Raw genomic sequence first — 24,288 nt, 5'->3', positions numbered from 1 at the left:
TATTTCGCGGAAAAGTTTGCGCGAGCTCCCCGATCCGCCCTCAGGAGATGAGGGCGAGCACCTCGTCGCCGTACTTGTCGAGCTTGGAACGCCCCACCCCGCTGATGCGCAGCAGCGCCTGCTCGTCGCCCGGCTTGTGCTCGGCGATCAGCTGGAGCGTGGCGTCGGTGAAGACGACGTAGGCCGGCACCTCGTCGTCGCTCGCACGGCTCCGCCGCCAGTCGCGCAGTCGCTCGAAGAGCGCCTCGTCGTAGGAGGCCGGACAGTCGGCGCAGCGCCCCACCTTCTTCTCGGCGGGGGTCGAGACCGGCTTGCCGCACTCACGGCAGTGGACCGCCTTGCGCCGGCTCCCCGAGGTCGTGCGCTGCCGCTCGTCAGCCGGCAGCAGCTCGGTGAGGAACCGCGACGGCTGGCGGGTCGCGCGACCCCCGGGGTTGCGTGCCTGGGCCCAGGAGACCGACAGGCTCCGGCGGGCACGGGTCATCCCGACGTAGAGCAACCGCCGCTCCTCCTCGACCTCGGCCGGCCCCTCGGCCATCGAGATCGGGAGGGTGCCGTCCTGGACGCCGGCGACGAAGACCGCGTCCCACTCGAGGCCCTTGGCGGCGTGGAGGGTCGTGAGCGTGACGCCCTCGGCGACCGGGGCGTGCTGCTCGGAGGCGCGACGATCGAGGTCGTCGACGAACGCCCCGAGGTCGGCGGCGGGATCGGCGGCGGAGAACTCGGTGGCCTGGTCGACCAGCGCCTGCCACGACTCCCAGCGGTCGCGCACCTGGCCGCGGGCCGTCGGGGGCTCGTGGGTCCACCCCATCGTGGACAGCGTGGCGCGCACGGCGTCGACCAGCCCTGCGTCGGGGTCGACCGGGGCACCACTGCCGGCGCGTGCGGTGCCGCGCAGGAGCGTGACCGCCTGACGCACCTCGGGTCGGTCGAAGAACCGGGCGGCCCCGCGCACGACGTAGGGGATGCCGCGCTCGGTCAACGCCTCCTCGTGGGCCTCGGACTGGGCGTTGATCCGGAACAGCACCGCCATCTCGCTCCAGGGCACGCCCTGGTCGGCGAGGCGGCGCAGCTCACCTGCGATCGCGCTGGCCTCGGCCACCTCGTCGGGGTGGCCCCGGAAGGCGACCGCCGGCCCCGAGGCGTGCTGGGACCGGAGCCGGACCCCTTGGCTCGGGCTGCCGGCGAGCAGCCGGTTGGCCGCGTCCACGACCTCGGGGGTCGAGCGGTAGTTGCGGACCAGCTCGACCGAGGTCGTCCCGGGGAACTTCTTCGCGAAGCCGGTCAGGTGGTCGGCGCGGGCACCGGCGAAGGAGTAGATCGTCTGGGCGGGGTCACCCACGACGCAGATCTCGTCGCGCCCTCCGAGCCAGAGGTCGAGCAGCGCGGACTGGAGCGGGGAGACGTCCTGGAACTCGTCGACGACGAAGCGCTTGTACTGCGACCGGACCTGGGCCGCGACGCGCTCGTCGTCGGCCAGCATCCCGGCGGTGAACAGCAGCACGTCCTCCATGTCCATCCGGCCCTGGCCGCGCTTGCCGTCCTCGTAGGCCGAGAAGACGCGGGCGACGGTCTCGGGGTCGTGGCCGGCGACCGACCGCCCCCGCGCCGGGGCGACGCGGGCGTAGTCGTCGGGATGGACGTTGGAGACCTTCGCCCACTCCACCTCGGAGGCGAGGTCGCGCAGCAGCGCCTGGTCGGCGCTGACCCGGCAGCGGCGAGCGGCCGTCGCCATCAGAGCGAGCTTGGACTCGGTGAGGGTCGGCAGCTCGGTGCCGTGGACGTGGGGCCAGAAGAAGCGCAGCTGCCGCAGGGCGGCGGAGTGGAACGTCCGCGCCTGCACCCCGGCCGCCCCCAGCGTCCGCAACCGGGCGCGCATCTCCCCCGCCGCCCGCGTCGTGAAGGTCACCGCCAGGACCTCGGACGGCTGGTAGAGCCCGGACGCGACCCCGAGCGCGATCCGGTGGGTGATCGCGCGCGTCTTGCCGGTGCCGGCACCCGCCAGCACGCGCACCGGGCCGCGCAGCGCCTCGGCGACCTGGCGCTGCTCGGGGTCGAGGGCCTCGAGCAGCTGCTCGGGACGGGGGCCTGGCATCAGGGGAACATCTCCGGTCGGACGTGGGTTGTGGTGTCGTACGGGTTCGAGCAACCAACCCTAGACGCGACCGAGGACACTTCTGCGATGACGTTCACCATGTTCAGCACCCCCTGGTGCGGCTACTGCCACCGCCTCAAGAGCCAGCTGAACCGCGAGGGCATCGAGTTCGAGATCGTCGACATCGAGCAGCACCCCGAGGCGGCGAAGACGGTCGAGCAGGCCAACGGCGGCAACCAGACCGTGCCGACCCTGCTGTTCGCCGACGGCACCACCCAGACCAACCCGTCCGTGGCGCAGGTCAAGCAGAAGCTCGCCGCCCTGGCCTGATCGGGCGGTCCGGCTGAGTACGCCGACGGGTAGGCCACCACCGCGTCGTACGGCGACGCTGGTCGGGTGGACGAGAACCCCGACCAGCCGCTCCCTCCGCCCGTCGTCGTCGGACACGGGGCGGCCCCGCGGTCGACCTCCCTGCCGTGGTCGCTGCCGGCGACCACCATCGGGCTGCTCGGCCTCACCGCACTGACGGCTCTCACGTTCGCCGTCGACGGCCTCGGCCACGGTGCGCTGGCGGTGCTCGCACCCCTGGGCGACAGCACGCCGGCGGCGCCGCGGGCCTCCCACTACGTCGGCACGCTGGCGCTCGGCTGCGTCGCCGGACTCGGCGTCGCGACGGCCGGCTCGGTCCTCTGGGACGGTCGGGCCTCCCGTGCGCCCGCCGCGGTGCGTGGCCTGGTCGTGGGCGCCGCCGCCTCGACCGTGGCCGCCGTGGTCGTGGCCCTCGGTCTCGGCCTTCTCTGAGTCACCAGCCGCCGGGCAGCGGAGCGCCGTACCAGAGCGAGAGCAGGGACGAGGAGATCGAGACGCTGCGCGGCACGAACACCTCCCCGGTGTCGACGGCCTCGCCGAGCTGCTCGCGGGTGAACCAGCGGGCCTCCTCGATCTCCGCTCCGTCGACGTTGACGTCCTTGGAGAGCGCCTCGGCCACGAACCCCACCATCAGGCTCGCCGGCAGCGGCCACGGCTGGTTGCCGACGTAGGTGACCTTGCCGACGGGAACTCCGACCTCCTCGTCGACCTCCCGGCGCACGGCGTCCTCCAGGGTCTCCCCCGGCTCGCAGAAGCCCGCGAGGGTCGACCAGCGACCCGCGGGCCACCGCGGCTGGCGGCCCAGCAGGATCGAGCCGTCGGCGTGGACGACCGACATGATGACGGCCGGGTCGGTGCGCGGGAACTGACGCCGGTCGCAGTGGGTGCACCGCAGCTCGTGGCCCGCGGCGATCGACTCCAGTGGTCCCCCGCAGCGCGGGCAGAACCGGGTGGCGAAGTGCCACTCCGCCAGGCCGATCGCGTGGAAGAGCAGCGGTGCCGCGTCCGGGTGGTCGGCGAGATCGTTGAGCAGGGCACGCAGCGACACCCAGTCGTCGTGGTCGCCCGGCGCGTCCGCCGGGTCGACCAGGCACGCGGCGTACGTCGTGCCGCCCTCCTGGCCGAGCAGCACGCGGGTGCCGTCGGGCACGTCGGCGGGCGAGGACCACTCGACGGCACCCTCGACCGGCCGCAGCCGGTTCCCGGCGACGACCAGCACCCGGGTGGCGGGGTCGGCCCACTGCTCGGCGAGCCAGGCGTCGTCGGTACGACGCAGGCCGAGCCGGTTGTGGGCGTGGCGCGAGAGTGCGACGTGCGGCAGCTGCGGCTCGGTCACGCCCCCGAGGTTAGCGACCGCCCGTGACCGGTAGGTTGCGTGGCCGTGAGCACCCACATCGGAGCCCAGCCCGGAGACATCGCCCCCGTCGTCCTCATGCCCGGTGACCCGCTGCGTGCAAGGTGGATCGCGGAGACCTCCCTCGACGACGCCGAGTGCTACACCGAGGTCCGCGGGATGCTCGGCTACACCGGCACCTGGAACGGCCACCGCGTCTCGGTGCAGGGCTCGGGCATGGGGCAGCCGTCGCTCGCGATCTACGCCAACGAGCTCTTCCGTGAGTACGACGTCACCACCGTCGTGCGCGTCGGCTCCTGCGGCGCCCTCACCGAGAAGGTCGCCGTGCGCGACCTGGTCATCGCCGCCGGCGCGTGCACCGACTCCTCCATGAACGCGATCGCGTTCGAGGGGCTCCACTACGCCCCCGTCGCCGACTTCGGCCTGCTCCGCGACGCGGCGGCCGCTGCTCCCGAGGCCCACGTCGGGCTGATCTTCTCCAGCGACTCCTTCTACTCGGCCCGGCCCGAGCTCGTCGCCCGCATGGTCGACTACGGCGTCCTCGCGGTCGAGATGGAGGCGGCAGCGCTCTACACCCTCGCGGCCAAGCACGGCGCCCGGGCGCTCGCGATCTGCACGGTGTCCGACCACGTGGTCACGGGCGAGGAGACGACCGCCCAGGAGCGCGAGCAGACCTTCGGCCGGATGGTCGAGGTCGCCCTCACGGCTGCGCTGGGCTGACCAGCGCCTCGAGCTCCACGCGACCCGGCAGGTCGTCGTGGCTGACGATCGCGCCGGTGCGGACGTAGTGGAAGGCCGCTCGCACCTGCTCGACCGGAACCCCGGCGAGCTCCGCCCACGCCAGCCGGTAGAGAGCGAGCTGGAGCGGGTCGGCGTCCTGGCGCCGCCCGGTCTTCCAGTCGACCACGAGATAGCCGGGCTCGCCGCCGACGTCCTCGGTGTAGACCGCGTCGATGCGACCCCGCACCACCTGTCCGGCGAGCACGAGGGCGAACGGCGCCTCGACTCGGTGCGGTGTGCGGTGCGCGAAGGGGCCGGCCTCGAAGGCCGCCACCAGCTCCTTGAGGTCGGAGTCGTCGTCGATGCCGGCGTCGGCCCGTCCGGGGAGCTCGTCGAAGTCGAAGAGGTCCTGCTGTCCGAACCGCGCCTCCACCCAGGCGTGGAAGCGGGTGCCGAAGCGCGCCGCTGACGACGGCGGGCGCGGCATCGGCCGGGCCAGGTCGGCGGCGAAGGCGTCGGGGTCGTCGCGCAGCCGCGCCAGCGCGGTGGCGGACAGGCTGCTGGGCAGGGTCACCGGCAGCTCGGGCGCGCGGTCGAGCCGGGCCTCGGCGACGAGCCGGTCGAGCTCGGCGTCCCAGTCGGCGACCCTCGCGACCTCCAGCATGTCGAGCTCGTCGTCAGGCGCGGACGGGTCGGCGGCCATCACGAGCTCGGCGGCCTCCCGCCGCCGCAGCGCCTCCGCGCCGGCCTCGAGCACCGGCCACGGACGGGAGGGGTCGACGGCGTCGTAGGGGTTGGGGTCGCCCTTCACCGGCCGGTCGCGCCACGGCTCGACCACCTCGCCCCACTCCTCCAGCTGGTCGCGCACGACCCGCTGGTAGTCCGACGGGCCGAAGGGTGTCGTCCGCGGCGTCCAGCAGTAGGAGGTGACGCTGAGACGGTGGGCGGCCCGCGTGAGCGCGACGTAGCCCAGTCGCAGCTCCTCCTCGGCGTCGTGTGCCCGGGTGGCGGCGCGGTAGGCGTCGAGGGCGGCCTTGTCGGACCCCTCCAGCTGGGGCAGGTCGTGGGCGTCGCCGCGCAGCGGGGCCGGCAGGATGGCCGGAGAGCTGGTCCAGAGCGTGCGCGACCGGTTGGAGGGGAACCGGGTCTCGCACACCCCCACCAGGAACACCGACCGCCACTCGAGGCCCTTCGAGCGGTGGACGGTCAGCAGCTTGACCGAGTCGGCCTCGGTCGGGGTCGCCACGTCGAGCCCGTTGCCCTGGTCGTCCTCGGCCGTGAGGTAGGCCAGCAGCGCGGCGAGCGAGACGTCGCCGTCGACGGCCTGGAAGTCGGCGACGGCCTTGACGAAGAGGTCGAGGTTGTCGCGCCGGGCGGCCGCAGCCGGGCTGGTGGAGGAGGCCAGCTCCACGTCGGTGCCGGTGGTGTCGATGATCCGCCGGACGACGTCGAGCAGCGGCTCCCCCACGTGGGTGCGCAGCATCCGGAGCTCACCGGCGAGCAGCGCGAACCGGTCGAGGGCCTCCGCCGAGTAGGGATGGTCGCCGGGGTCGGCCAGGGCGTCGTCGAGCGACGGCACCTCGGCGGGGTCGATCCCGTCGGCGATCGCCGTGAGGTGGTCGGTCACCGACTCCGGCGTCTCGCCCCGCCCGCCGCGACCCGCGATCTCGTGGGCCCTGCGTGAGAGCAGCCGCAGGTCGCGCGGCCCGATCGCCCAGCGGGGACCGGTGAGCAGGGTGAGCAGGGAGGCGTTGGCAGTCACGTCGTGGAGCAGGTGGAGCGTCGCGACGAGCTCGGCCACCTCGGGGAGGCGGAGCAGCCCGGACAGGCCCACGATCTCGACCGGCACCCCGGCCGCGGTGAGGGCGTCGAAGACGTCCTCGGCGTGGCTGTTGTCGCGGGTCAGGACACCGACGTCGGACCAGGCGCCACCGGCCTCGTGGGTGGCACGCACCTCGGCCACCAGGGCGTCGAGCTCCTCCGCGTGGGTCTCGTGGACGCCGGTGGTGACCACACCCGCGTCGGCCCCGTCGGCGGGCACCAGCGGCTCGACCTGGGAGTACTTCTCCATCAGGGGCGCGGCCAGCCGGTTGGCCACCTCGAGGATGCGCCGGTCGGAGCGACGGTTGACGGTGAGCGGGTAGGTCGGCACCGGCTGCCCGTCGGCCGCCGGGAAGGTCTCGCCGAAGCCGAGGATGTTGGACACCGACGCCCCGCGCCAGCCGTAGATCGCCTGGTTGGGGTCCCCGACCGCCGTGACCGCGTGGCCACGACCACCCTCCGCCGCGGCGCCGGAGAACAGCCGGGACAGCATCACCGCCTGGGCCACCGACGTGTCCTGGTACTCGTCGAGGAGCACGACCCGGAACTTCTCGCGCTCGGCAGCCCCGACCTCCGGCTGCTCGCTCGCGAGCCGTGCCCCGAGCTCGATCTGGTCGGAGAAGTCCATGAGCCCGAGGTCGCGCTTGAGCCGCCGGTAGGACTCCACCAGCCCGAGCAGCTCACCGCGGCGCTCGATGGCGGAGAGCGCCTTCTCGACCGGCTCGCGGTAGGTGGAGCGGTTCTTGCCCGCGGTCTCCTCCGCCAGGGCCGCCTCGAAGCCACGACACGCCTCGTCGTCCACACGGCGTACGTCGCCGGGGCCCACGAGGTGCTCGGACATGGCGGAGTCGAGCGCCAGCAGGTTCTGGATGGCCGTCTCGGGGTGGTCGGTGAGCGCGCGGACCTCGCCGGTGAACCGGTCGACGGCGCGGGCGCCGAGCTGGTAGCGAGCGGCGTCGGTGATGACGCGGGTGTCGGGCTCGTGGCCGATGCGGAGACCGTGGTCGGTGAGCAGTCCCGCGGCATAGGCGTTGTAGGTCGCCACCGTCGGCTCGAGGACGTCGTCACCCTCCTCGGGCTCGTCGAGGGCGCCGGCGGTGCGCAGCGCGGAGCGGATGCGGGTCCGCAGCTCGCTCGCGGCCTTGGTGGTGAAGGTCAGGCCCAGCACCTGGTCGGGACGCACCTGGCCGGTCACCACGAGGAAGACCACGCGGGCCGCCATCAGGGTGGTCTTGCCGGAGCCGGCGCCCGCGATGACGACCGCCGGAGCGAGCGGCGCCGAGATCGCGGCCCACTGCTGGGCGCTCGGCGCGTAGTCGGTCTGCATCACCGCCTGCAGGTCGGCCGGGGTGCGGAGCTCGACCGGGCTGACAGCGCTCACGGGGCTCACAGGGCTCACAGGGCTCATCGGGTCACCGGTCCTGCGGACTTGATGGGACACAGCGGGACGAAGGAGCAGTCACGGCACTGCTCGCCGGCCACCGCGGGGAACGACTCCTCCCGCAGCAGCCGGGCGCTGCGGGCGAGGTGGCCCCGCAGCTCGCCGCGGCCGGGTCCGTCGTCGGGCTGGACGGGCTGCGGCTGCACGGTGGCGGTCGTGCCCCCGTCGAGCAGGCCGAGCTGGACGAGCTCGGCACCGCCGGCCGCCACGGGACGCTCGAGCTCGTCGTCGAGGGCGCCGGCGTCCACGGCGTACTGGTAGAGCCCGAGCTGGACATGACGCTCGACCGCCTTGTTGCTCGGCTTGCGGCGGGCCGTCTTGAGGTCGACGACGACGACGCGACCCTCGGCGTCGAGCTCGAGCCGGTCGGCGAAGCCGGTGAGCCGGACCCGCTCGGGGGCCGCCCCGGCGTCGGCCGGGTCGGCGAGCTCGACGACCGTGGAGAAGGGCGCCTCGGTGGCCACGAGGGTGCGTCCGTTGTCGTGGTGCCAGGTGAGGAACCGCGCCAGGGCCACCCGGACGCGCTCGTGCTCGCGCGCCTTCGACCACGGGGTGCGGAAGGCGAGCCGGTCCCAGACGGCGTCGACGTGCTCCATGAGCAGGTCGACGTCGTCGCGGCCGGCGGCCACCTCGCCCGAGGCGACCCGCTGCGCGAGGGCGTGGACCATCTCACCGAGGTTCGCGGACTGGTGGACCCGCGAGACCCCGCCGGCCTCGCGTTCGAGGAACCAGCGCGTGGGGCAGACGAGCATCGACTCCAGGACGCTCGCGGACACCGGCACCGGTTCACCCGGGTCGCGCACCGGCTGGGTGCTGCGGGTGGCGGAGCGGGTGCCCCACCAGCTCGACGGATCGGCGGCCGGGACCAGCGGACGCGCCCCCACCTGCTCCCCCGCCAGGCGGGCCAGGCGGCGGGCGGCGGCGTCGCGCAGCCCCGGGGACGCCGACGGGTCGGCGACGGTGCGGCGCAGCTCGGCGACGAGGCCGGCCATGGACAGCGGGCGGGTCGGCCGGCCAACCACCTTCTCGACCCCCACGCCGAGCTCGTCGAGGAAGCGGGACGGCTGCTCGCCCTCGTCGTCCGGGCTCTGCACCGCGGTGACGACGAGGCGCTCTCGGGCACGGGTGCAGGCGACGTAGAACAGCCGCCGCTCCTCCAGCAGGAGCTCGCGGCTGCTGACCGGCGGCACCACCTCGCCCTCGCCGATGCGGTCGGCCTGGAGCAGGGTCGAGCGACGGCGCAGGTCCGGCCAGCCGTCCTGCTGGACGTGGGCGACCACCACGAGTCGCCACTCCAGCCCCTTGGACCGGTGGGCGGTGAGGAGCCGTACGGCGGCGCCGCGCGCGCCGCGGTCGGCCAGGGTGTCGGCCGGGATCTGCTGGGCGACGAGGGTCGCGAGGAAGGCACGGACCCCGACGTGGTCGCGCCGCTCCTCGGCACGCGCCGCCACGTCGAACAGGGCGCAGACCGCGTCGAGGTCGCGGTGGGCACGGCGGGCGGCGCCGCCGCCGAGGTCGACGCCCCGACGCAGCCGCGCGGGCCACCCGGTGCGCGACCACAGCGTCCAGAGGAGCTCCTCGGCCGTCGCGCCGGCGTCGAGCTCGTCCCGGGCTTCGGCGAGGAGCGTGGTCAGCGCCCGCGCCTTGGCCACCTCCGGGGCGTCGAGGTCGGCCAGGAAGGCCACGTCGACCACGGCCGCCCGGACCAGGTCGCGGCTCGGGCGGGCAGTCCGGCCCTCCTCGTGGGCGAGCGTCTTCTCCCGGGTGCGCAGGAGGCGGGCGAGGCGGCGCACCTCGCCGGCGTCGAGCCCGCCGAGCGGACCGAGCAGCAGCGCCTCGGCCCGCGTCGGGTCGAGGTGGTCGACGTGCTCGGGGTCGTCGTTGTCGAGGTTGACGACGGCGCGCAGCGCGTCGACCAGCGGCAGCACCGCCGGGTCACGCACGAGCGGCAGCTCGTCGCTCGCGACCTCGACCGGCACGCCGGCGGCGCCGAGCGCGCGGCGCAGCGGCGGGATGGAGCCGCGTCCGGAGCGGACCAGCACGGCCATGTCGTCCCAGGCGACGTCGTCCTCGAGGTGGGCCCGGCGCAGCAGGTCGGCGAGGTGCTCGGCCTCGGCTCGCTCGGTGTCGAAGGTCCGCACCAGGACGCGGCCGTCGCCGTGGGCGCCACCCTCGGCGCGTGGCGACAGGAAGGCCTCGCGGGCCTCGGTCGGGATGGAGCCCGGCAACGCCAACCGGCCGGCCACCCGCTGGGAGGCCACGAGCAGACGGCGACCGAAGCGACGGGTGGTGCGCAGGGCGACCACGTCGGCGGCACGGCCGTCGCGCTGGGGGAAGGACGCCGGGAAGTCGAGGATGCCGCGCACCTCGGCGCCACGGAAGCCGTAGATCGACTGGTGGGGGTCTCCGACGACCACCAGGTCGCGCCCGTCGCCGGCCAGGGCACGCAGCAGGGCCACCTGCCCGGGGTCGGTGTCCTGGTATTCATCGACGAAGACGTGGCGCAGCTGGGCGCGCACCTCGTCGCGGTGCGCCTCCGCCTCCAGCGTGGCCCGCCGGATCAGGTCGGCGTAGTCGACGGCTCCCTGGGAGTCGAGGTTGGTGAGGTACTGGTCGAGGAACAGGCCGGCGGCGACGAGCTCGGGCAGGCCCTCACGGCGCCCGAGGTCGTGGAGCGCAGCGCCGTCCAGCCCCTTCTCCCGGGCCCGGGACAGCACCGCGTGGACCTCCCGGGCGAATCCCCGGGTGCCGAGCGCGCTGGCGAGGGAGTCGGGCCACGCGACCGACTCGGGCCGGTCGGTGAGCAGCTCGCGGAGGACGACGTCCTGCTCGGGGGCGCTCAGCAGGCGCAGCGGCGCCTCGTAGAGGTCGACCGGCGCGAAGCGGCGCACCAGCGCGTAGGCGAAGGAGTGGAACGTCGAGCTGACCGGGGTCGCGACCGTGCGTCCGAGGCGGGCGGTCACCCGGTCGCGCAGCTGCTCGGCCGCCTTGCGGGAGAAGGTGAGGGCCAGCACCTGGTCGGGGTCGGCGCCGCGCCGCTCGATGCGGTCGACGATCGCCTCCACCAGCGTCGTGGTCTTGCCGGTGCCGGGACCGGCCAGCACCAGCAACGGTCCGCCCGGGTGGTCGACCACGGCCTGCTGGTCGGCGTCGAGCACCGGCGCCGCAGGGGCGGTGCGCGGCGCGCGGTCGAGGCGGTAGGTCGTCATGGGATCACCCCATCATGCGGGACCGACACCTCCGGGGCGACGACCCGTGGTGGGTGTCGGCGTCCGGTGGCACAGTGGCGCGCATGGGAGACGACGACGAGTCCACCGATGCCCTGGCCACGGCGCTCGACCAGGCCGCGGAGGCGATCGCCGCTGTGCGTGAGGACCAGCTCGGCGACCCGACGCCGTGCTCCGATTGGGACGTCGGCCAGCTCGTGGCCCACCTCACCGTCGGCGCCGGCCACCTCCTCGAGCAGGCGCGGGGCGGCCAGCCGGACTGGTCGGCCGTGCCCGACCGGGTCGACGACGCCGCGAGCACCTTCCGGGCCAACGGCGCCGCGCTGCTGGCCCACCTCCGCGACACCGGCGCCGACGCCGACTGGCAGCTGGCCGAGCTCGCGGTCCACACCTGGGACCTCGTCACCGCGACCGGCCAGAGCCTCGACCTCGACCCGGCGCCGGCCGAGCGCGGCCACGCCTTCATGGCAGCGTCGCTGAAGCCGGAGATGCGCCAGGGCGTCTTTGGGCCCGAGCAGGCTCCGCCCGAGGGCGCCGACGCCCACACCCGGATCGCTGCCTTCGCCGGGCGGCAGGTCGGCTGACCCCGACGTCAGTCGTCGTCCAGCGACCGCAGCAGCGCCAGGTCCGCCCGGTCCTGCGGACGTGGGTCGTAGCCCGCGTGGAGCCGCAGTTGCGCCTGCCGGGTCAGGCAGGGCACCGGGCGACCACCGAGCGTGCCGAGGGTCCGGTCGCCGGCGGCGTACTCGTAGGTCGTGCCTGCGGGGCCCTGCTGCACGCCGTGCCCGCCGGCGTCGACGTCGACCGGGTGGAGGTCGACCCACCCACGACCCGGCGCCGCCACCTCGAGCCTCACCGGCAGCCAGTCGGTCTCCCGCGCGTAGCCGAGGGCCGCGAGGGTCTCCACCGCCTCCTCGAACGCCGTGGCGTCGACGAGCAGGTCGAGGTCGCGGTGGTCACGACTCGGCCGCCCGAGCAGCGCGTCGACGCCCCAGCCCCCTCCCACGCAGAGCGATACGCCGGCCTCGTCCAGCCGGTCGAGGACGCGCAGCACCTCCTCGAGCTCCACGGGCCGCCGCCCGGGGTCAGCCGAGGTCGACGATCGCGGCGACCGGGCCCCCGCCGTCCGGGCCCTGGTGGGCGGCCGAGACCGACACGAAGACGGCCGGGTCACCCGTGACCGAGGCGGTCACGCCGCCGACGGCGGCCTTGATCTGGCGGTGCCAGTGAACGTCGGAGTCGTCGAGCATCGCGTTGCGGCGACCGCGGACCTTGCCGTCCTGCGAGGCCTCGCACTTGAGGAAGACGTTGACGAGGCGGCCGCCGAGGTCCTCGGTGCGCGGCCGCTCCGGGAGGTCGAGGCCGGCGTCGCGGATCGCCTCCCAGATCCCGTCGGCGTCCAGGGCGTCCTTCATGACCGAGTGGCCGATGCGGTAGCGACCGCCCACGCCCGGCGCGTTGCCGACGACGACCACCTGGGCGCGGTCGAGCTCGACGCCGGAGGAGCAGGAGGCGACCGAGGAGTAGAGCGAGCGGTCCTGGAGCACCTGGTCGTCGCGGGGCATGTCGATCTCGCCGAGGGCCACGGCGATGCCCAGGGCGGTCCCACCGTTGGAGACGTCCATGGAGTAGAGCGTGTCCTCGGTGAAGACGGTCTTGCCGCGCGACTTGGCGTCCTCGATGGTCGAGAGGGTGAGCAGCGGCGTCTTGGTCTGGACGTAGTGGACCTCGCTCGGGTCGGTGATGCCCGCCCGCTCCATGGCGACCTCCACCGCGGCCGCCACCTTCGTGACCATGCCGGAGCGGCCGATGTCCTCGGGCAGCAGCACCTCGCTCATCGCGAACCCCACCGAGAGCCGCGGCTCGTCGGTGGGGTCGACCTCGCCGTCGGGCAGCGTGGCGAAGATGGTCGCGTGGGGGCTGATGACGCCGTCGGTGCCGCCCGACCACACGATCGGGACGTCGCGCACCGCGTCGGGGTCGGCGCCCCCGGCCACCAGCGCCTCACGGAAGGCCCGGTCGGCGATGATCCGCGTGTAGTCGTTGACCCCGCCGTTGCCCTCGGTCTTGCCGATGATGGCGACGACGCGGCTCGCCTCCATCACGCCCTCGTCGAGGAGCGCGGTCAGCTCGCTCGCGTCGGCGACGGAGTGGATCGGGACCTTCCGGACTTCGATGGCGCTGGGCATGAGGTTCCTCTCGGGTCAGGGGCGTGGGGACGGTGCGGGGACGACGCGGGTGCCGGCGCGGCCGGCGACGGCGTCGACGATCTGGTCGAGCTCGGTGATGACGGCGTGGCGGCCGCCCTGCTCCACGAAGCGGCAGACGGCCTCGACCTTCGGGCCCATCGAGCCGCTGGCGAACTCGCCCGCGGTGAGGTGCTCGCGCATCCGGGTGACGTCGACCTCACCGAGGGGTTCTGCGCGCGGCGTACCCCATCCGAGGACGGCGTGGGGCACGTCAGTGGCGACCACGAGCACGTCGGCGCCGACGGTCCGGGCCAGCACGGCGGCGCCGAGGTCCTTGTCGATGACCGCTTCGACCCCGCGCAGCACACCGCCCTCGCGCACGGTGGGAATGCCACCACCTCCCCCGGCCACCACCAGGAAGCCCGCGTCGACGAGCGTGCGGACGGCCGCGCCGTCGAGGATCTCCAGCGGCTCCGGCGAGGCCACGACGCGGCGCCAGCCCTTCTCGCCGCGGTCCTCCCAGGTCTCTCCGTGCTCGACCAGCCGGCGCGCCTCGACCTCGGGGAGGTAGCGACCGATCGGCTTGGTCGGCCGCGACAGGCCGGGGTCGTCGGCGGCGACGAGGGTGCGGGTCACGACCGCCGCGACCTCGCGGCTGGCCCCGCGGGTCGCGAGCTCGTTGTCGAGCGCGTTGAGGATCGTGAACCCGAGGGTGGCCTGCGTCTGGGCGCCGCACCAGTCGAGCGGCACCGGCGGCACGACCTGGGCGGCCAGCTCGTTCTTCACCAGCAGGTTGCCGACCTGGGGGCCGTTGCCGTGGGTGATGACCACGTCGGCGCCCTCCTCGACGAGGGTCGCCACCGCACGCATCGCGACCGCGGCCGCTGCCTGCTGGTCCTCGACCCGCGCGCGGCCCTCGGCGTTCGTCATGGCGTTGCCACCGAGCGCGAGCAGGACCCTCATGTCCCGAACCTAGGTGAGCAGACCGGTCCCCGGCACCCGGCACTTCCGCCAGAGGAGCGGCCCGGTCGCTGGCAACCCTTGCCAGCGGCTACCAGGTCCAGCGGACGCCGACGGTGCCCGGGCCGAACTGGCTCGCGACGCGGTGCAGCGAGCGACCGCCGCCGATGTCGACCGGTTCGCTCAGCTCCTCCCCGTCGACGACCTCGAAGGCCTCGAACGAGCGCGGCACGGCGTCCGGGTGGAACCGGGCCCACAGGATCGACTGCCCCACGCGGCGCGGCGCGTAGTAGGCCAGGCTGCCGTCGCGCCGCTCCGACGGGGAGAGCACGACGTCGTAGTGGCCGAAGGCGTCGCCCCCGCGCTCGACCGGACGCTCCAGCAGCAGCTCGGCGACCGTGAGCAGCTGGTCGTCGTCCACGACCGAGCGCCCGACCTCGACGCCGCCCTTCGGCTCGAAGACCGGCGGACCGTCGTCGCGGTGGTCGAGGGTGACGACGGTGGCGAGCCGGCGTGCGCCCTCCACCAGGGCCCGGTAGCGCGTCAGCACGGTCATGCGGGTCGCCCGGCCGGTCTCGTCGTGGTCGAGGGTCAGCATCACGGCGTACTCGACGAGCTCGTCGTGGGCGGTCTCGAACCCCAGGGCGCCCAGCGCCCGCCGCGTGGCGTCGGGGTCGGCGGTCAGGTCCTCGATCGGCACGGCCCTGCCCGGTGGCCCCGGGCGGCGTACGGGGCGCAGGTGGCGCGACAACGACGACCCGTCGAGGCCGAGCACCTCCTCGAGCACCGCCACCGCCGCCAGCGAGGTCTTGCGCTCCGGCTCGCTGCGTCCCGACCGCCAGTAGCTCAGGGTCGCCACGCTCACCGGCGTCGCCAGCTCGGTCAGTCGGCGGTGCAGCCAGGTCAGGCTCACGCCGCGCGCGCGCACCGCGCTGTCGAAGGCCTCCGCGAACGCGGAGGCGCCATCCTGCTCGGTCATCTCCCATTCCCCCCAGGACCAGGCGGCCCCCACCGCCGTTAACTCATTCGGTGGTCCCGTGTGTGAACGAGTGTTGCCTAGATTGGGTCACGGCGCCGGAGGTTCGGGGGGAATCTCCGGCGCCATCCACGTCCGGAGGGGTCCCGCCCGCGGCGTGCCAGCGTGCCAGCCGGCCGCCACGGCCCACCTCGCGCAGCCGTCGCTCGACCTCGCCCTGGTGGCACCGGACCGTGGCCACGAGGGCATGGTCCCCCGCACGCAGCGCGGTCGCCGGCGTCGGCACCGACAGGGTGCCGTCGCGCAGCAGGAGCGTGACCACCGCCCCCTCGGGCAGCCGCAGCTCCTGGACCTCCACCCCGGCCAGGCGGGAGCCGGGCGGGACGTCGAAGCGGAGCAGCACGGCGTCGAGGTCGTCCAGCGGCGCGGAGTCGAGCACGACGTCGCGGGTGGCCGCGTCGACGTCCGCCCCGGTCCACCGGGCGACCGCGGGAAGCGTCGGACCCTGGAGCAGCGTGAAGAGCACGACGAGCAGGAAGACGACGTCGAAGACCCGTTCGGCCCCGGGCAGGCCGACGCTCATGGGGATGGTGGCCAGCACGATCGGGACCGCGCCGCGCAGCCCGGCCCAGCTGATGAAGGCCTGGTCTCGCCACGGGACGCGGAACGGGGTCGCGCACACCGCGACCGAGACCGGTCGCGCGACCAGGGTCAGCGCGATCCCGACGACCAGCGCGGTGGGCAGCGCCGCGAGCAGCCGGTCGGGGCTGGCGAGCAGGCCGAGCAGCACGAAGAGGCCGATCTGGGCGAGCCAGGTGAGTCCCTCCACGAAGCTGTCGGTCGTGGAGCGGTGGGGCAGCCGGGCGTTGCCGAGGACCAGTCCCGCGACGTAGATCGCCATCAGCCCGCTCGCTCCCGCCACGCCGGCCACGGCGAATGCACCGAACGCGATGGCCAGGGTCGCGAGCGGGGCGAGACCCGAGGCCGGCAGGGCGCTCCGCGCGAGCAGGAGCACACCGCCGCGGGCGACGACCAGCCCCAGCACCACACCGGCCACCAGCTGGTAGCCGACCTGCCCCGCAATGGCGAGCGCGCCGCCGCTCCCCCACGCGTCCGACGTGACGACCGTGACCAGGATGATGACGGGCGGGTCGTTGAAGCCGGACTCCGCCTCGACCACCGACCGCAGCCGGCCGCGGACCGGCACCGACCGCAGGACGGAGAAGACGGCGGCGGCATCGGTCGACGACGCGACGGCCCCGAGCACGATCGCCGTGCGCAGGTCGACGTCGAGCACGACGTACACCAGCGCGCTCGTGACCGTGACGCTGACCAGCACCCCGACCGTCGCGAGCACGACGGCGAGCGGAGCCACCGGTCGCACGGCCGACCAGCGGGTGGTCAGTCCGCCCTCGACCAGGATGACCGCGAGCGCGAGGGTGCCGAGCACCTGGGTGAGGTCGGCGTCGTCGAACGGCAGGCCGAGGCCGCCCTCGCCGAGGGCGAGGCCGATGGCCAGGTAGAGCAGCAGGCTCGGGAGCCCGGCGCGGGCCGCGACCCGGACGGCGCCGACGGCGACCAGCAGCACCGCGGCCACGGCGAGCACGACGAGGGGCAGGTCTCCGGGGGTCACGACCTGCCCCCGTCGCTGGCGCCGGTGGGCAGGGCAGGAAGGGCGACGTCCGGGCCACCGGACGCACCACCGTGCAGCGGCCCTCTCACTGCCGCCCTCCCTCCCTGCCGACCGGCACCTCCAGTCTGGCCGGGCGCCCACTCCCGGCCCATGGGGAGCAGTCCCCATCTGCGGTTCCCCGGGTCCCCGCCGGCGTGACACGTCACCGGCCGTGGGCGACGCTGGTCGGGTGCTCGCGCGGCTCCCCCTCTACTGGCAGGTCTTCCTCATCAACGGCCTGGTGTTCCTCGTCGCCACCGTGACCCTCGCGCTGTCTCCCGCCCGGGTGTCGGCCCCGGTGCTGCCGCGCGAGTGGATCGTGCTGCTCGGCGGCCTCGCGGTGATGCTCACGACCAACGCCGTGCTGCTACGGGCGAGCCTCCGTCCGGTCGACCGGGTCGTCCACGAGATGCAGTCGGTCGACCACCTGCACACCGGCGACCGGCTGCCCGAGCTCGGCGAGGGGCCGGGGGGACGGCTGGTGACCAGCTACAACGCGATGCTCGACCGGCTCGACGCCGAGCGCAGCGCGAGCACCGCGCGGGCCGTCGCGGCGCAGGAGTCCGAGCGGCACCGGATCGCCCAGGAGCTCCACGACCAGGTCGGCCAGGACCTCACGGTGGTGCTGCTGGGGCTCAGCCAGCTCCAGCGGCGCGTCCCGGACGACGTCGCCGAGGAGGTCGCCCTGCTCCGCGACAGCGCACGCAGCAGCCTCGACGACGTACGCCGGGTGGCCCGGGAGCTGCGCCCGGGCGTGCTCGACGACCTCGGGCTGGCGAGCGCGCTCGCCGCGATGTGCTCCGACCTCGCCGTCCACGCCGGCCTCCCGGTCCGGCGCACGGTCTCCCCCGGGCTGCCGGAGCTCGGGCCCGAGCGCGAGCTCGTCGTCTACCGGGTCGCGCAGGAGGCGCTGACGAACGCCGCCCGCCACGCGCGCGCCACCGAGCTGCGGCTCTCGTTGGCCCGGGTCGGAGACGCCGTCGTCCTCGAGGTCGCCGACGACGGCCGCGACGCCGGCCCGATCGTCCCGGGCGCCGGCCTGCTCGGCATGCGTGAGCGGGCGTCGCTCGTCGGTGCGCGGGTCCGGGTCGAGCCCGGTCCTCGCGGGACCACGGTGCGGCTGGAGCTCCCCCTGGGGTCGGCGTCGTGACGACCCGGATCCTGCTGGCCGACGACCACGTGCTGGTGCGGCGCGGCGTACGCCTCATCCTCGAGGCCGAGCCGGACCTCCAGGTCGTCGCCGAGGCCGACGACGGGGCGGCTGCCGTCGAGAGGCTGCGCGACACCGAGGTGGACCTCGTCGTCCTCGACATCGCGATGCCGCGGATGACGGGGCTGCAGGCCGCACGCGAGATCGGGCGACGGCGGGAGGCGCCGCGGATGCTGATGCTCTCGATGCACGACAACGAGCAGTACTTCTTCGCCGCCCTCAAGGCAGGCGCGTGCGGCTACGTCCTCAAGTCGGTCGCCGACCAGGACCTGGTCGGCGCGGTCCGAGCCGCGATGCGCGGCGAGGCGTTCGTCTACCCCGGAGCGATGGGCGCGCTGGCCCGTGACTACCTCGACCGGCTCCGCCGCGGGGAGCGTGTGCCGGACACGGTGCTGACCGAGCGGGAGGACGAGGTGCTCAAGCTGGTCGCCGAGGGCCACTCCTCCCGCGAGATCGCCGAGGCGCTGACGATCAGTGTCCGCACGGTCGAGCGCCACCGCGAGAACATCCTCGCCAGGCTCGGCATGCGCGATCGCACCCAGCTGACCCGCTACGCCATCCGCGCCGGCCTGATCGAGCCCTGAGCGCAGGGCGTCCGGCGGCTTGTAACGCCGGGTTATGACCTCTTCCACTGGGGTATGCCCTGGGTGAAACAGTCCCTAACCCGGCGTTACAAGCGGTCGACGTCGGCGTACGCCGCGCCGCCGGCGAGGGCTGCGTAGCCCGGCCCACGGTCGAAGAACACGTCGTCGGGCGCGGGTCGCGAGGCACGCTCGGCCTCGGTGGCGGCCGCGTCGTGTCCCAGCGAGTCGTCGTCGACACTGCCGGTGAGCACGACGCCGTAGTCGGCGAGCGCCGCCTCCCGCGAGACCTTGTGCCAGACCACGTCACGGACGACGAGCGCCGGGTCGCGGCCGAGCGGGTCGCCCCAGCCGCCGCCGCCCGTCGTCCGGATACGGATCACCTCGCCCGCCTTCACGGGCTCGGCGTCGGCGAGCGCGTCGACCTCGCGCTCGTGGGGCCCACCGGGGTCGACCGTGACCTGGAACGGCCGGCCGGCACGACCGCCGCGCACGCCCCAGCAGGCCAGGATCGAGCGGTCGGCGATCGACATGAAGTGCGCGTCGCGCAGCATCCGGATCTGCTTCTCGTAGCCCAGGCCGCCACGGTGCTCCCCCGCGCCGCCGGAGTCGACGGCAAGCGACAGCGACTCGACGAGGAACGGGAAGCGGGACTCGGTGAACTCGGTCGGCAGGTTGCGCGAGTCGGGGACCACGTGGATGGTGTCCTCGCCGTCGGCGTACCAGCGGCCGCCGGAGCCGCCGCCGAGCACCTCGCGCATCAGGTAGGAGCGGCCCTCAGCGTCCTCGCCGTAGACCCCGGTGTAGCGGATCGTCTCCTGGTCGGCCGGCATCCTCCCGTCAACCGCCTTGGCGACCACGCCCGCGAGCACGCCGAGGAGCCGCAGGATCACGAAGGTGCGGGCGTTGGTGGGCGCCGGGAAGACCGGGGTCAGCAGCGTCCCCGGCTCCGGGAAGCGCATCTCGATGAGCGGCACGACGCCCTCGTTGACGTCGAGCTCGGCCATCCGCTCCGGGGTGTCGGCGAGGTTGCGCAGGATCGGCGCCAGCCACTTCTTCAGGAAGACCCCGTCGGAGTAGTCGCCGCAGTGGTTGATCGGTCCCTTGGCCTGCGGGCCGGTGCCGTCGAAGTCGAGGACCAGCCGCTCGCCGTCCGGGTCGTCGGGCGCCGTACGAGTGAGCGTGATGCGCTGGGCGTGGAGCCGGGGCTCGTCGACGCCGTCGTGCTCGGCGTAGTCCTCCCACGTCCACGACCCGACCGGGATCTTCGAGAGGATCTCGCGACGGTAGGTCTCGGTGGTGCGGGCGAGGATCGCGTCGAAGCACTCCTCGACGGCCTCGACGCCGTAGCGGTCGAACATCTCCCCGAGCCGGCGCGCACCCATCAGGCAGGCCGAGCACTCGGCGTCGAGGTCGGCGGCCAGCGACTCGGGCATGCGGGAGTTGCGGGTCATGATCGCCAGCGCGCCACGGTTGGGCACCCCGGCGTCCCAGAGCTTGATGGGCGGGACCATCAGTCCCTCCTCGAAGACGCTGGTCGCCTGGCTCGGCATCGACCCGGGTACGGCGCCGCCGATGTCGTCGTGGTGGCCGAAGGCCTGCACGAAGGCGACCACCCGCCCGCCCGACAAGACCGGCACCGTCACGCAGAGGTCGGGCAGGTGGCCGATGCCGCCCTCGGACCGGTAGACGTCGTTGTGGAAGAAGACGTCGCCCTCCCGCATCTCCCCGATCGGGAAGTCGCGGGCGATCGGGTGGACGAGCGCGGAGTAGGACCGGCCGGTGAGCTTGCGCAGCAGCCGGTCGTGGATGCCGGCGCGGAAGTCGTGGGCGTCGCGGATCATCGGGCTGCGGCTGGTGCGCGCGATGGCGGTCTCGACCTCCATCTCGACGCTGGCCAGCGTGCCCTGCACGATCTCGGTGAGGACCGGGTCGGCACCCGCGCCCTCGTCGGCGGTCAGCGGTCCGTAGGGGAACTGGGTCGCCACGCGACGGCTCATGACTCGCTCCTCGTCACGATCAGGTTGCGGAAGGCGTCGACCCGGGCGGTGAAGCCGGGGTGGAGCGGCACGGTCGAGCCGAACTCCTCGATGATCGCCGGCCCCACGACGACCGCGCCCGGGTCGAGGTCGGGTCGCCAGTGGACCGGGGTGTCGACGTGGCCGTCGGCGGGCTCGAAGCAGACGCCGCGCCGGCTGCGCTCCTCCACCGCTCCCCCGGCGACGTCCGAGCGTCGGATCTCGGGGCGCTGGATCGGGCCGATCCCGGAGACCCGCAGGTTGACCCACTCGACCTGCTGGGAGGGGTCGGTGGCGAAGTCGTAGCCGTAGAGCGCGCGGTGCTCGGCGTGGAAGGTGGCGGCCACGCTGCCCAGGTCGTCGACCGGGACCCGCACCTCGAAGGCCTGCCCGAAGTAGCGCACGTCCGCCGTCCGCACGAACCGGTGCTGCTCCGGAGAGAAGCCCTCGGTGGCCAGCGCCGCGGCCGCCCGGGCCTCGAGGTCGTCGTAGATCCGCTCGACCTCGTCGGCGTCGAGCTGGTCGTCCAGCACGACGTGGGTCTGGACGTAGTCGTTCTTGACGTCGACGGTGAGCAGGCCGAACGCCGAGACGTTGCCGGGGTCCGGCGGCACCAGCACCGTCGGGATTCCGAGCACGTCCATCAGGCGACAGAGCAGCAGCGAGCCGGAGCCGCCGAACGTCGTGAGCGTGAAGTCGCGGACGTCGAGCCCGCGCTTGACCGTGACCTGGCGCAACGCGTTGGCCTGGTTCCACGCGGAGATCTCCAGGACACCGACAGCCGCCGCCTCGGGCGACAGCCCCAGCCGCTCGGCCAGCTCCTCGACCCCGGCGCGGGCGGCCGCCACGTCGAGCGGGATCTCACCGCCGAGCAGGTGGGGCGGGATCCTCCCGAGCACCACGTGGGCGTCGGTGATGGTGACGTCGCGACCCCCCTTGCCGTAGCAGAGCGGACCGGGGTCGGCACCCGCCGACTGCGGTCCGACCTTCAGCGTCCCCTCCGGGGAGACGTGGGCGATGGAGCCGCCGCCCGCCCCCACGGTGACGACGTCGATCATCGGGATCTTGCTCGGGAACGCGCCGACCGATCCCTCGGTGGTCAGCGTCGGCTCGCCGTCGACCACCACGCTGACGTCGGTCGACGTACCCCCGCCGTCGCTGGTCAGCACCTTGTCGAACCCGGCGACCTTCGCGATCAGCGCGGCGCCGAGCGCCCCCGCGGCCGGGCCGGAGAGCACGGTGGTGATCGGCTGGTGCACCACCTCGACCCCGCTGAGCACGCCCCCGTTGGACTTCATGACGTAGAAGGGGATCTCACGGTCGTCGTAGGCCCGCAGCCGCTCGGTGATGTTCGAGACGTACGCCGAGAGCCGGGGCTTCACGGCCGCGTCGACGAGGGTCGTCATCGCGCGCTCGTACTCGCGGTACTCGCGCAGCACCTCGCTGCTGATCGACACGACCGCGTCGGGGTGCTCCTCGAGCAGGATCGTCCGCATCCGCTCCTCGTGGGCGGGGTTGGTGTAGGCGTGGAGGAAGCAGACGCCCAGCGTGGTGACGCCGCGGTCGCGGAACCAGCGGGCCGTGGCACGCGCGCCCTCCTCGTCGAAGGGACGCACCTCCGCGCCGGTGACGTCGAGCCGTCCCTCGACCCCACGGACGAGGTCGCGCGGCACGATCCGGTCGGGCTTCACCCAGAAGTAGCTGTTGCCGTAGCCGTCGGGCACCGACTGGCGCGCGATCTCGAGCATGGCCTCGTAGCCGGTGTTGGTGACGAACCCGAGCCGGTCGACCTTGCCCTCGAGCAGCTGGTTGGTGGCGACCGTCGTGCCGTGGCTGACCGCCGCGATCGCGTCGCCCCCGTCTCCCAGCAGGCCCAGCACCTTCTCGATGCCGGCCAGGAAGCCGTCGGCCGGGTTCGCCGGCGTCGACGGGGTCTTGGTCGTGACGACGTCGCCGGTGGCCTCGTCGACGGCGACGACGTCGGTGAAGGTGCCGCCGGTGTCGATGCCGATCCGGATCCGCTGGGTCATGGCGCCCAGTCAATCGGCGAGCGCCGGGACCGGCCACGGCACATCCTGCCCAGCGGACGGGGGTCGGTTGGCAGGATGTGCTGCATGGTGCAGGCGGTGGAGCTGACCCTCGACCGCACCTCGGACGACCGGGTGCGGGCGGAGTGGGCCGCGCTGCGGGACGCGGGCCTGCCGAGCCTGGCCGACCACACCGGGGAGACCAACGCACCCCACGTCACGCTCCACGTCCGCGACGCGATGGAGGCGGCGGCCGAGGAGCGCCTGCTTCCCCTCCCCGACCGGCTGCCACTGGAGCTGTGGGTCGGCAGCGTCGTACTGTTCCACAGCCGCCGACGCTGGGTCGTGGCCCGGCAGGTCGTGGTCGACCGGACGTTGCTGGAGTTCCACGAGGCGGTCGGCGCGGCCGTCGGAGGCGGTGGATCGCCCCTGACCGTGCCGGGTCGGTGGGTGCCGCACCTCTCGATCGCGCGCGGTGTCCGCGACGACCAGCTCCCCCAGGTCCTCGCGCTGCTCGCCACGACCCCGCCGTACGCCGCCACGGCGCTCCGGCTGCGGCGCTGGGACCAGGACCGCCGGCAGGCGTGGGTCGTCGATCAGGCGTCGACGGGTCGCTCGTTGTAGACGCCGGCCGGCTCCTGACCGGTCAGCGCACCGATCGCGGCCATGATCTCGTCGGTGATCTCGCGGCGGGCGCGGCCGGCCGGCACGCCGTCGAAGCGACCCTCGAAGCGGAGCGGCTCGCCGAAGGTGACCGACACCGAGGCGAGGCGCGGCAGCCGGGAGCCGACGGGCTGGATGTCCTGGGTGCCGGTGAGTCCGACGGGCACGACCGGGCAGCCGGCCGTCAGCGCCAGGTGTCCGACGCCCGTCCGGCCGCGGTAGAGCCGGCCGTCGCGCGAGCGGGTGCCCTCGGGATAGATGCCGAACGCCTCCCCGCGGCCGAGCACCTCCAGCGCGGTGTCGAGGCTGGCGATCGCTGCCTTGGTGTCGTCACGGTCGACGGGCAGCATGCCGAGTCCCTCGAACCACGCCTTGCTCAGCGCACCCTTCACGCCGGGGCTGTCGAAGTAGTCGGACTTCGCGAGGAAGACGACCTTGCGCGGCACCACGATCGGGATCACGACGCTGTCGATGAAGGAGAGGTGGTTGCTCGCGAGGATCACGGGGCCGGTCGACGGCACCCGCTCCAGCCCGGTCACCCGGGGTCGCCACACCACCTTGGCGACGGGAGGCACGACCGAGTGCACGACCTCGTAGAGCATGCGCCCATCATGCCGCCCGGTCGTCCGGGACGGTCAGGCCGTCTCGGCGAGCACCCTCTCGAGCACCGCGGCCCCCGCGCGGGCGTCGGCCGCGCGGTCGGGGTCGACCTCCTCGTAGGCCGCCGCGGCAGCCTGGAGGTCGTCCACCTCGGCGAGCAGCAGGCCCCGCTGCTCGGCCTCCTCGACGAGGCGCCGATCGGCCTCGACCGTCCCCTCGGGCAGGTCCTCGGGTGGGACCGCCTCGGCGTTGCTCAGCGCGGCGAGCGCCGTACGCAGCGCGGAGGTCGCGGCCCGGTCACCCGCCTTGCGGGCGGCGAGCAGCTCGCGGTCGAGGACGTCGGTCAGGGGGCTGGCCATGCCACG

Annotated in this window: 20 protein-coding genes; 7 read left to right on the top strand and 13 right to left on the bottom strand. The window is 74.0% G+C overall.

Going from position 1 to position 24,288, the window contains the following annotated elements:
- Nucleotides 1-40 precede the first annotated feature (40 nt).
- Nucleotides 41-2,095 (bottom strand): ATP-dependent DNA helicase UvrD2, encoded by a 2,055-nt coding sequence (locus ABD091_RS15810; protein ID WP_343920166.1) that lies wholly within the window; start codon nt 2,093-2,095, stop codon nt 41-43.
- 87 nt (nt 2,096-2,182) lie between these two features.
- Here ABD091_RS15810 and ABD091_RS15805 point away from each other — a divergent pair, with 87 nt between their 5' ends.
- Nucleotides 2,183-2,425: a mycoredoxin gene (locus ABD091_RS15805; RefSeq protein ID WP_343920164.1), complete on the top strand. Its 243-nt coding sequence runs from the start codon at nt 2,183-2,185 to the stop codon at nt 2,423-2,425.
- Between the two features lie 66 nt (nt 2,426-2,491).
- A complete protein-coding gene (locus tag ABD091_RS15800; RefSeq protein WP_343920162.1) occupies nt 2,492-2,896 on the top strand; it encodes a hypothetical protein in 405 nt (134 codons plus the stop codon).
- A gap of 1 nt (nt 2,897) precedes the next feature.
- Here the strand turns inward: ABD091_RS15800 and nudC are convergent, their stop codons facing one another.
- A complete protein-coding gene (gene nudC, locus ABD091_RS15795) occupies nt 2,898-3,800 on the bottom strand; it encodes an NAD(+) diphosphatase (protein WP_343920160.1) in 903 nt (300 codons plus the stop codon).
- A gap of 45 nt (nt 3,801-3,845) precedes the next feature.
- Here nudC and deoD point away from each other — a divergent pair, with 45 nt between their 5' ends.
- Nucleotides 3,846-4,538, top strand: coding sequence for a purine-nucleoside phosphorylase (gene deoD, locus ABD091_RS15790; RefSeq protein ID WP_343920158.1), 693 nt, complete (start codon nt 3,846-3,848; stop codon nt 4,536-4,538).
- On the opposite strand, the gene ABD091_RS15785 is transcribed toward deoD, so the two are convergent.
- Together ABD091_RS15785 and ABD091_RS15780 are read right to left on the bottom strand one after the other, a co-directional pair.
- A complete protein-coding gene (locus tag ABD091_RS15785) occupies nt 4,519-7,740 on the bottom strand; it encodes an ATP-dependent helicase (RefSeq protein ID WP_343920156.1) in 3,222 nt (1,073 codons plus the stop codon). The two genes, deoD and ABD091_RS15785, sit on opposite strands and share 20 nt — an antisense overlap.
- Nucleotides 7,741-7,763: 23 nt before the next feature.
- Nucleotides 7,764-11,009, bottom strand: coding sequence for an ATP-dependent helicase (locus ABD091_RS15780; RefSeq protein WP_343920154.1), 3,246 nt, complete (start codon nt 11,007-11,009; stop codon nt 7,764-7,766).
- 83 nt (nt 11,010-11,092) lie between these two features.
- Here ABD091_RS15780 and ABD091_RS15775 point away from each other — a divergent pair, with 83 nt between their 5' ends.
- Nucleotides 11,093-11,611, top strand: a complete 519-nt coding sequence (locus ABD091_RS15775; protein ID WP_343920152.1) for a maleylpyruvate isomerase family mycothiol-dependent enzyme — start codon at nt 11,093-11,095, stop codon at nt 11,609-11,611.
- Nucleotides 11,612-11,619: 8 nt separating this feature from the next.
- Here ABD091_RS15775 and ABD091_RS15770 read toward each other — a convergent pair whose 3' ends face one another.
- The 5 genes from ABD091_RS15770 to ABD091_RS15750 form a co-directional block, all read right to left on the bottom strand.
- Nucleotides 11,620-12,096, bottom strand: coding sequence for a nucleotidyltransferase domain-containing protein (locus tag ABD091_RS15770; RefSeq protein ID WP_343920150.1), 477 nt, complete (start codon nt 12,094-12,096; stop codon nt 11,620-11,622).
- Between the two features lie 16 nt (nt 12,097-12,112).
- Nucleotides 12,113-13,216 carry a barbiturase gene (gene bar, locus ABD091_RS15765; RefSeq protein WP_343920148.1) on the bottom strand — a complete coding sequence of 368 codons (1,104 nt, stop codon included), beginning with the start codon at nt 13,214-13,216 and terminating at the stop codon, nt 12,113-12,115.
- 15 nt (nt 13,217-13,231) lie between these two features.
- The gene (locus ABD091_RS15760) at nt 13,232-14,179 is read right to left on the bottom strand and encodes a carbamate kinase (protein WP_343920146.1); all 948 of its coding nucleotides are present in this window, start codon (nt 14,177-14,179) and stop codon (nt 13,232-13,234) included.
- 88 nt (nt 14,180-14,267) lie between these two features.
- Nucleotides 14,268-15,155, bottom strand: coding sequence for a hypothetical protein (locus tag ABD091_RS15755; RefSeq protein ID WP_343920144.1), 888 nt, complete (start codon nt 15,153-15,155; stop codon nt 14,268-14,270).
- 43 nt (nt 15,156-15,198) lie between these two features.
- Nucleotides 15,199-16,785 (bottom strand): potassium/proton antiporter, encoded by a 1,587-nt coding sequence (locus ABD091_RS15750; protein ID WP_343920142.1) that lies wholly within the window; start codon nt 16,783-16,785, stop codon nt 15,199-15,201.
- A 229-nt stretch (nt 16,786-17,014) separates the two neighbouring features.
- Between ABD091_RS15750 and ABD091_RS15745 the strand changes: the two genes are divergently transcribed.
- Complete coding sequence (locus ABD091_RS15745) at nt 17,015-17,974, top strand: HAMP domain-containing sensor histidine kinase (protein ID WP_343920140.1); 960 nt, start codon at nt 17,015-17,017, stop codon at nt 17,972-17,974.
- On the top strand, nt 17,971-18,618 hold the full coding sequence (locus ABD091_RS15740) for a response regulator (protein ID WP_343920138.1): 648 nt from the start codon (nt 17,971-17,973) through the stop codon (nt 18,616-18,618). Before ABD091_RS15745 ends, ABD091_RS15740 begins: the two co-directional genes overlap by 4 nt.
- Nucleotides 18,619-18,704: 86 nt before the next feature.
- Here the strand turns inward: ABD091_RS15740 and ABD091_RS15735 are convergent, their stop codons facing one another.
- Nucleotides 18,705-20,615 carry a hydantoinase B/oxoprolinase family protein gene (locus ABD091_RS15735; RefSeq protein ID WP_343920136.1) on the bottom strand — a complete coding sequence of 637 codons (1,911 nt, stop codon included), beginning with the start codon at nt 20,613-20,615 and terminating at the stop codon, nt 18,705-18,707.
- The gene (locus ABD091_RS15730) at nt 20,612-22,663 is read right to left on the bottom strand and encodes a hydantoinase/oxoprolinase family protein (RefSeq protein ID WP_343920135.1); all 2,052 of its coding nucleotides are present in this window, start codon (nt 22,661-22,663) and stop codon (nt 20,612-20,614) included. The genes ABD091_RS15735 and ABD091_RS15730 overlap by 4 nt, the downstream gene beginning before the upstream one ends.
- 84 nt (nt 22,664-22,747) lie before the next feature.
- Between ABD091_RS15730 and ABD091_RS15725 the strand changes: the two genes are divergently transcribed.
- A complete protein-coding gene (locus ABD091_RS15725; RefSeq protein WP_343920133.1) occupies nt 22,748-23,284 on the top strand; it encodes a 2'-5' RNA ligase family protein in 537 nt (178 codons plus the stop codon).
- Here the strand turns inward: ABD091_RS15725 and ABD091_RS15720 are convergent.
- Both ABD091_RS15720 and ABD091_RS15715 read right to left on the bottom strand, forming a co-directional pair.
- Nucleotides 23,257-23,925: a lysophospholipid acyltransferase family protein gene (locus tag ABD091_RS15720; protein ID WP_343920131.1), complete on the bottom strand. Its 669-nt coding sequence runs from the start codon at nt 23,923-23,925 to the stop codon at nt 23,257-23,259. The two genes, ABD091_RS15725 and ABD091_RS15720, sit on opposite strands and share 28 nt — an antisense overlap.
- Before the next feature lie 33 nt (nt 23,926-23,958).
- The gene (locus ABD091_RS15715) at nt 23,959-24,282 is read right to left on the bottom strand and encodes a hypothetical protein (RefSeq protein WP_343920129.1); all 324 of its coding nucleotides are present in this window, start codon (nt 24,280-24,282) and stop codon (nt 23,959-23,961) included.
- Nucleotides 24,283-24,288 lie beyond the last annotated feature (6 nt).

The organism is Nocardioides aestuarii, assembly GCF_039527245.1.
Classification (GTDB): Bacteria; Actinomycetota; Actinomycetes; order Propionibacteriales; family Nocardioidaceae; genus Nocardioides; species Nocardioides aestuarii.
Note: the sequence above shows the minus strand (reverse complement) of the source record. Positions and strands in the feature narration are given on the sequence as shown.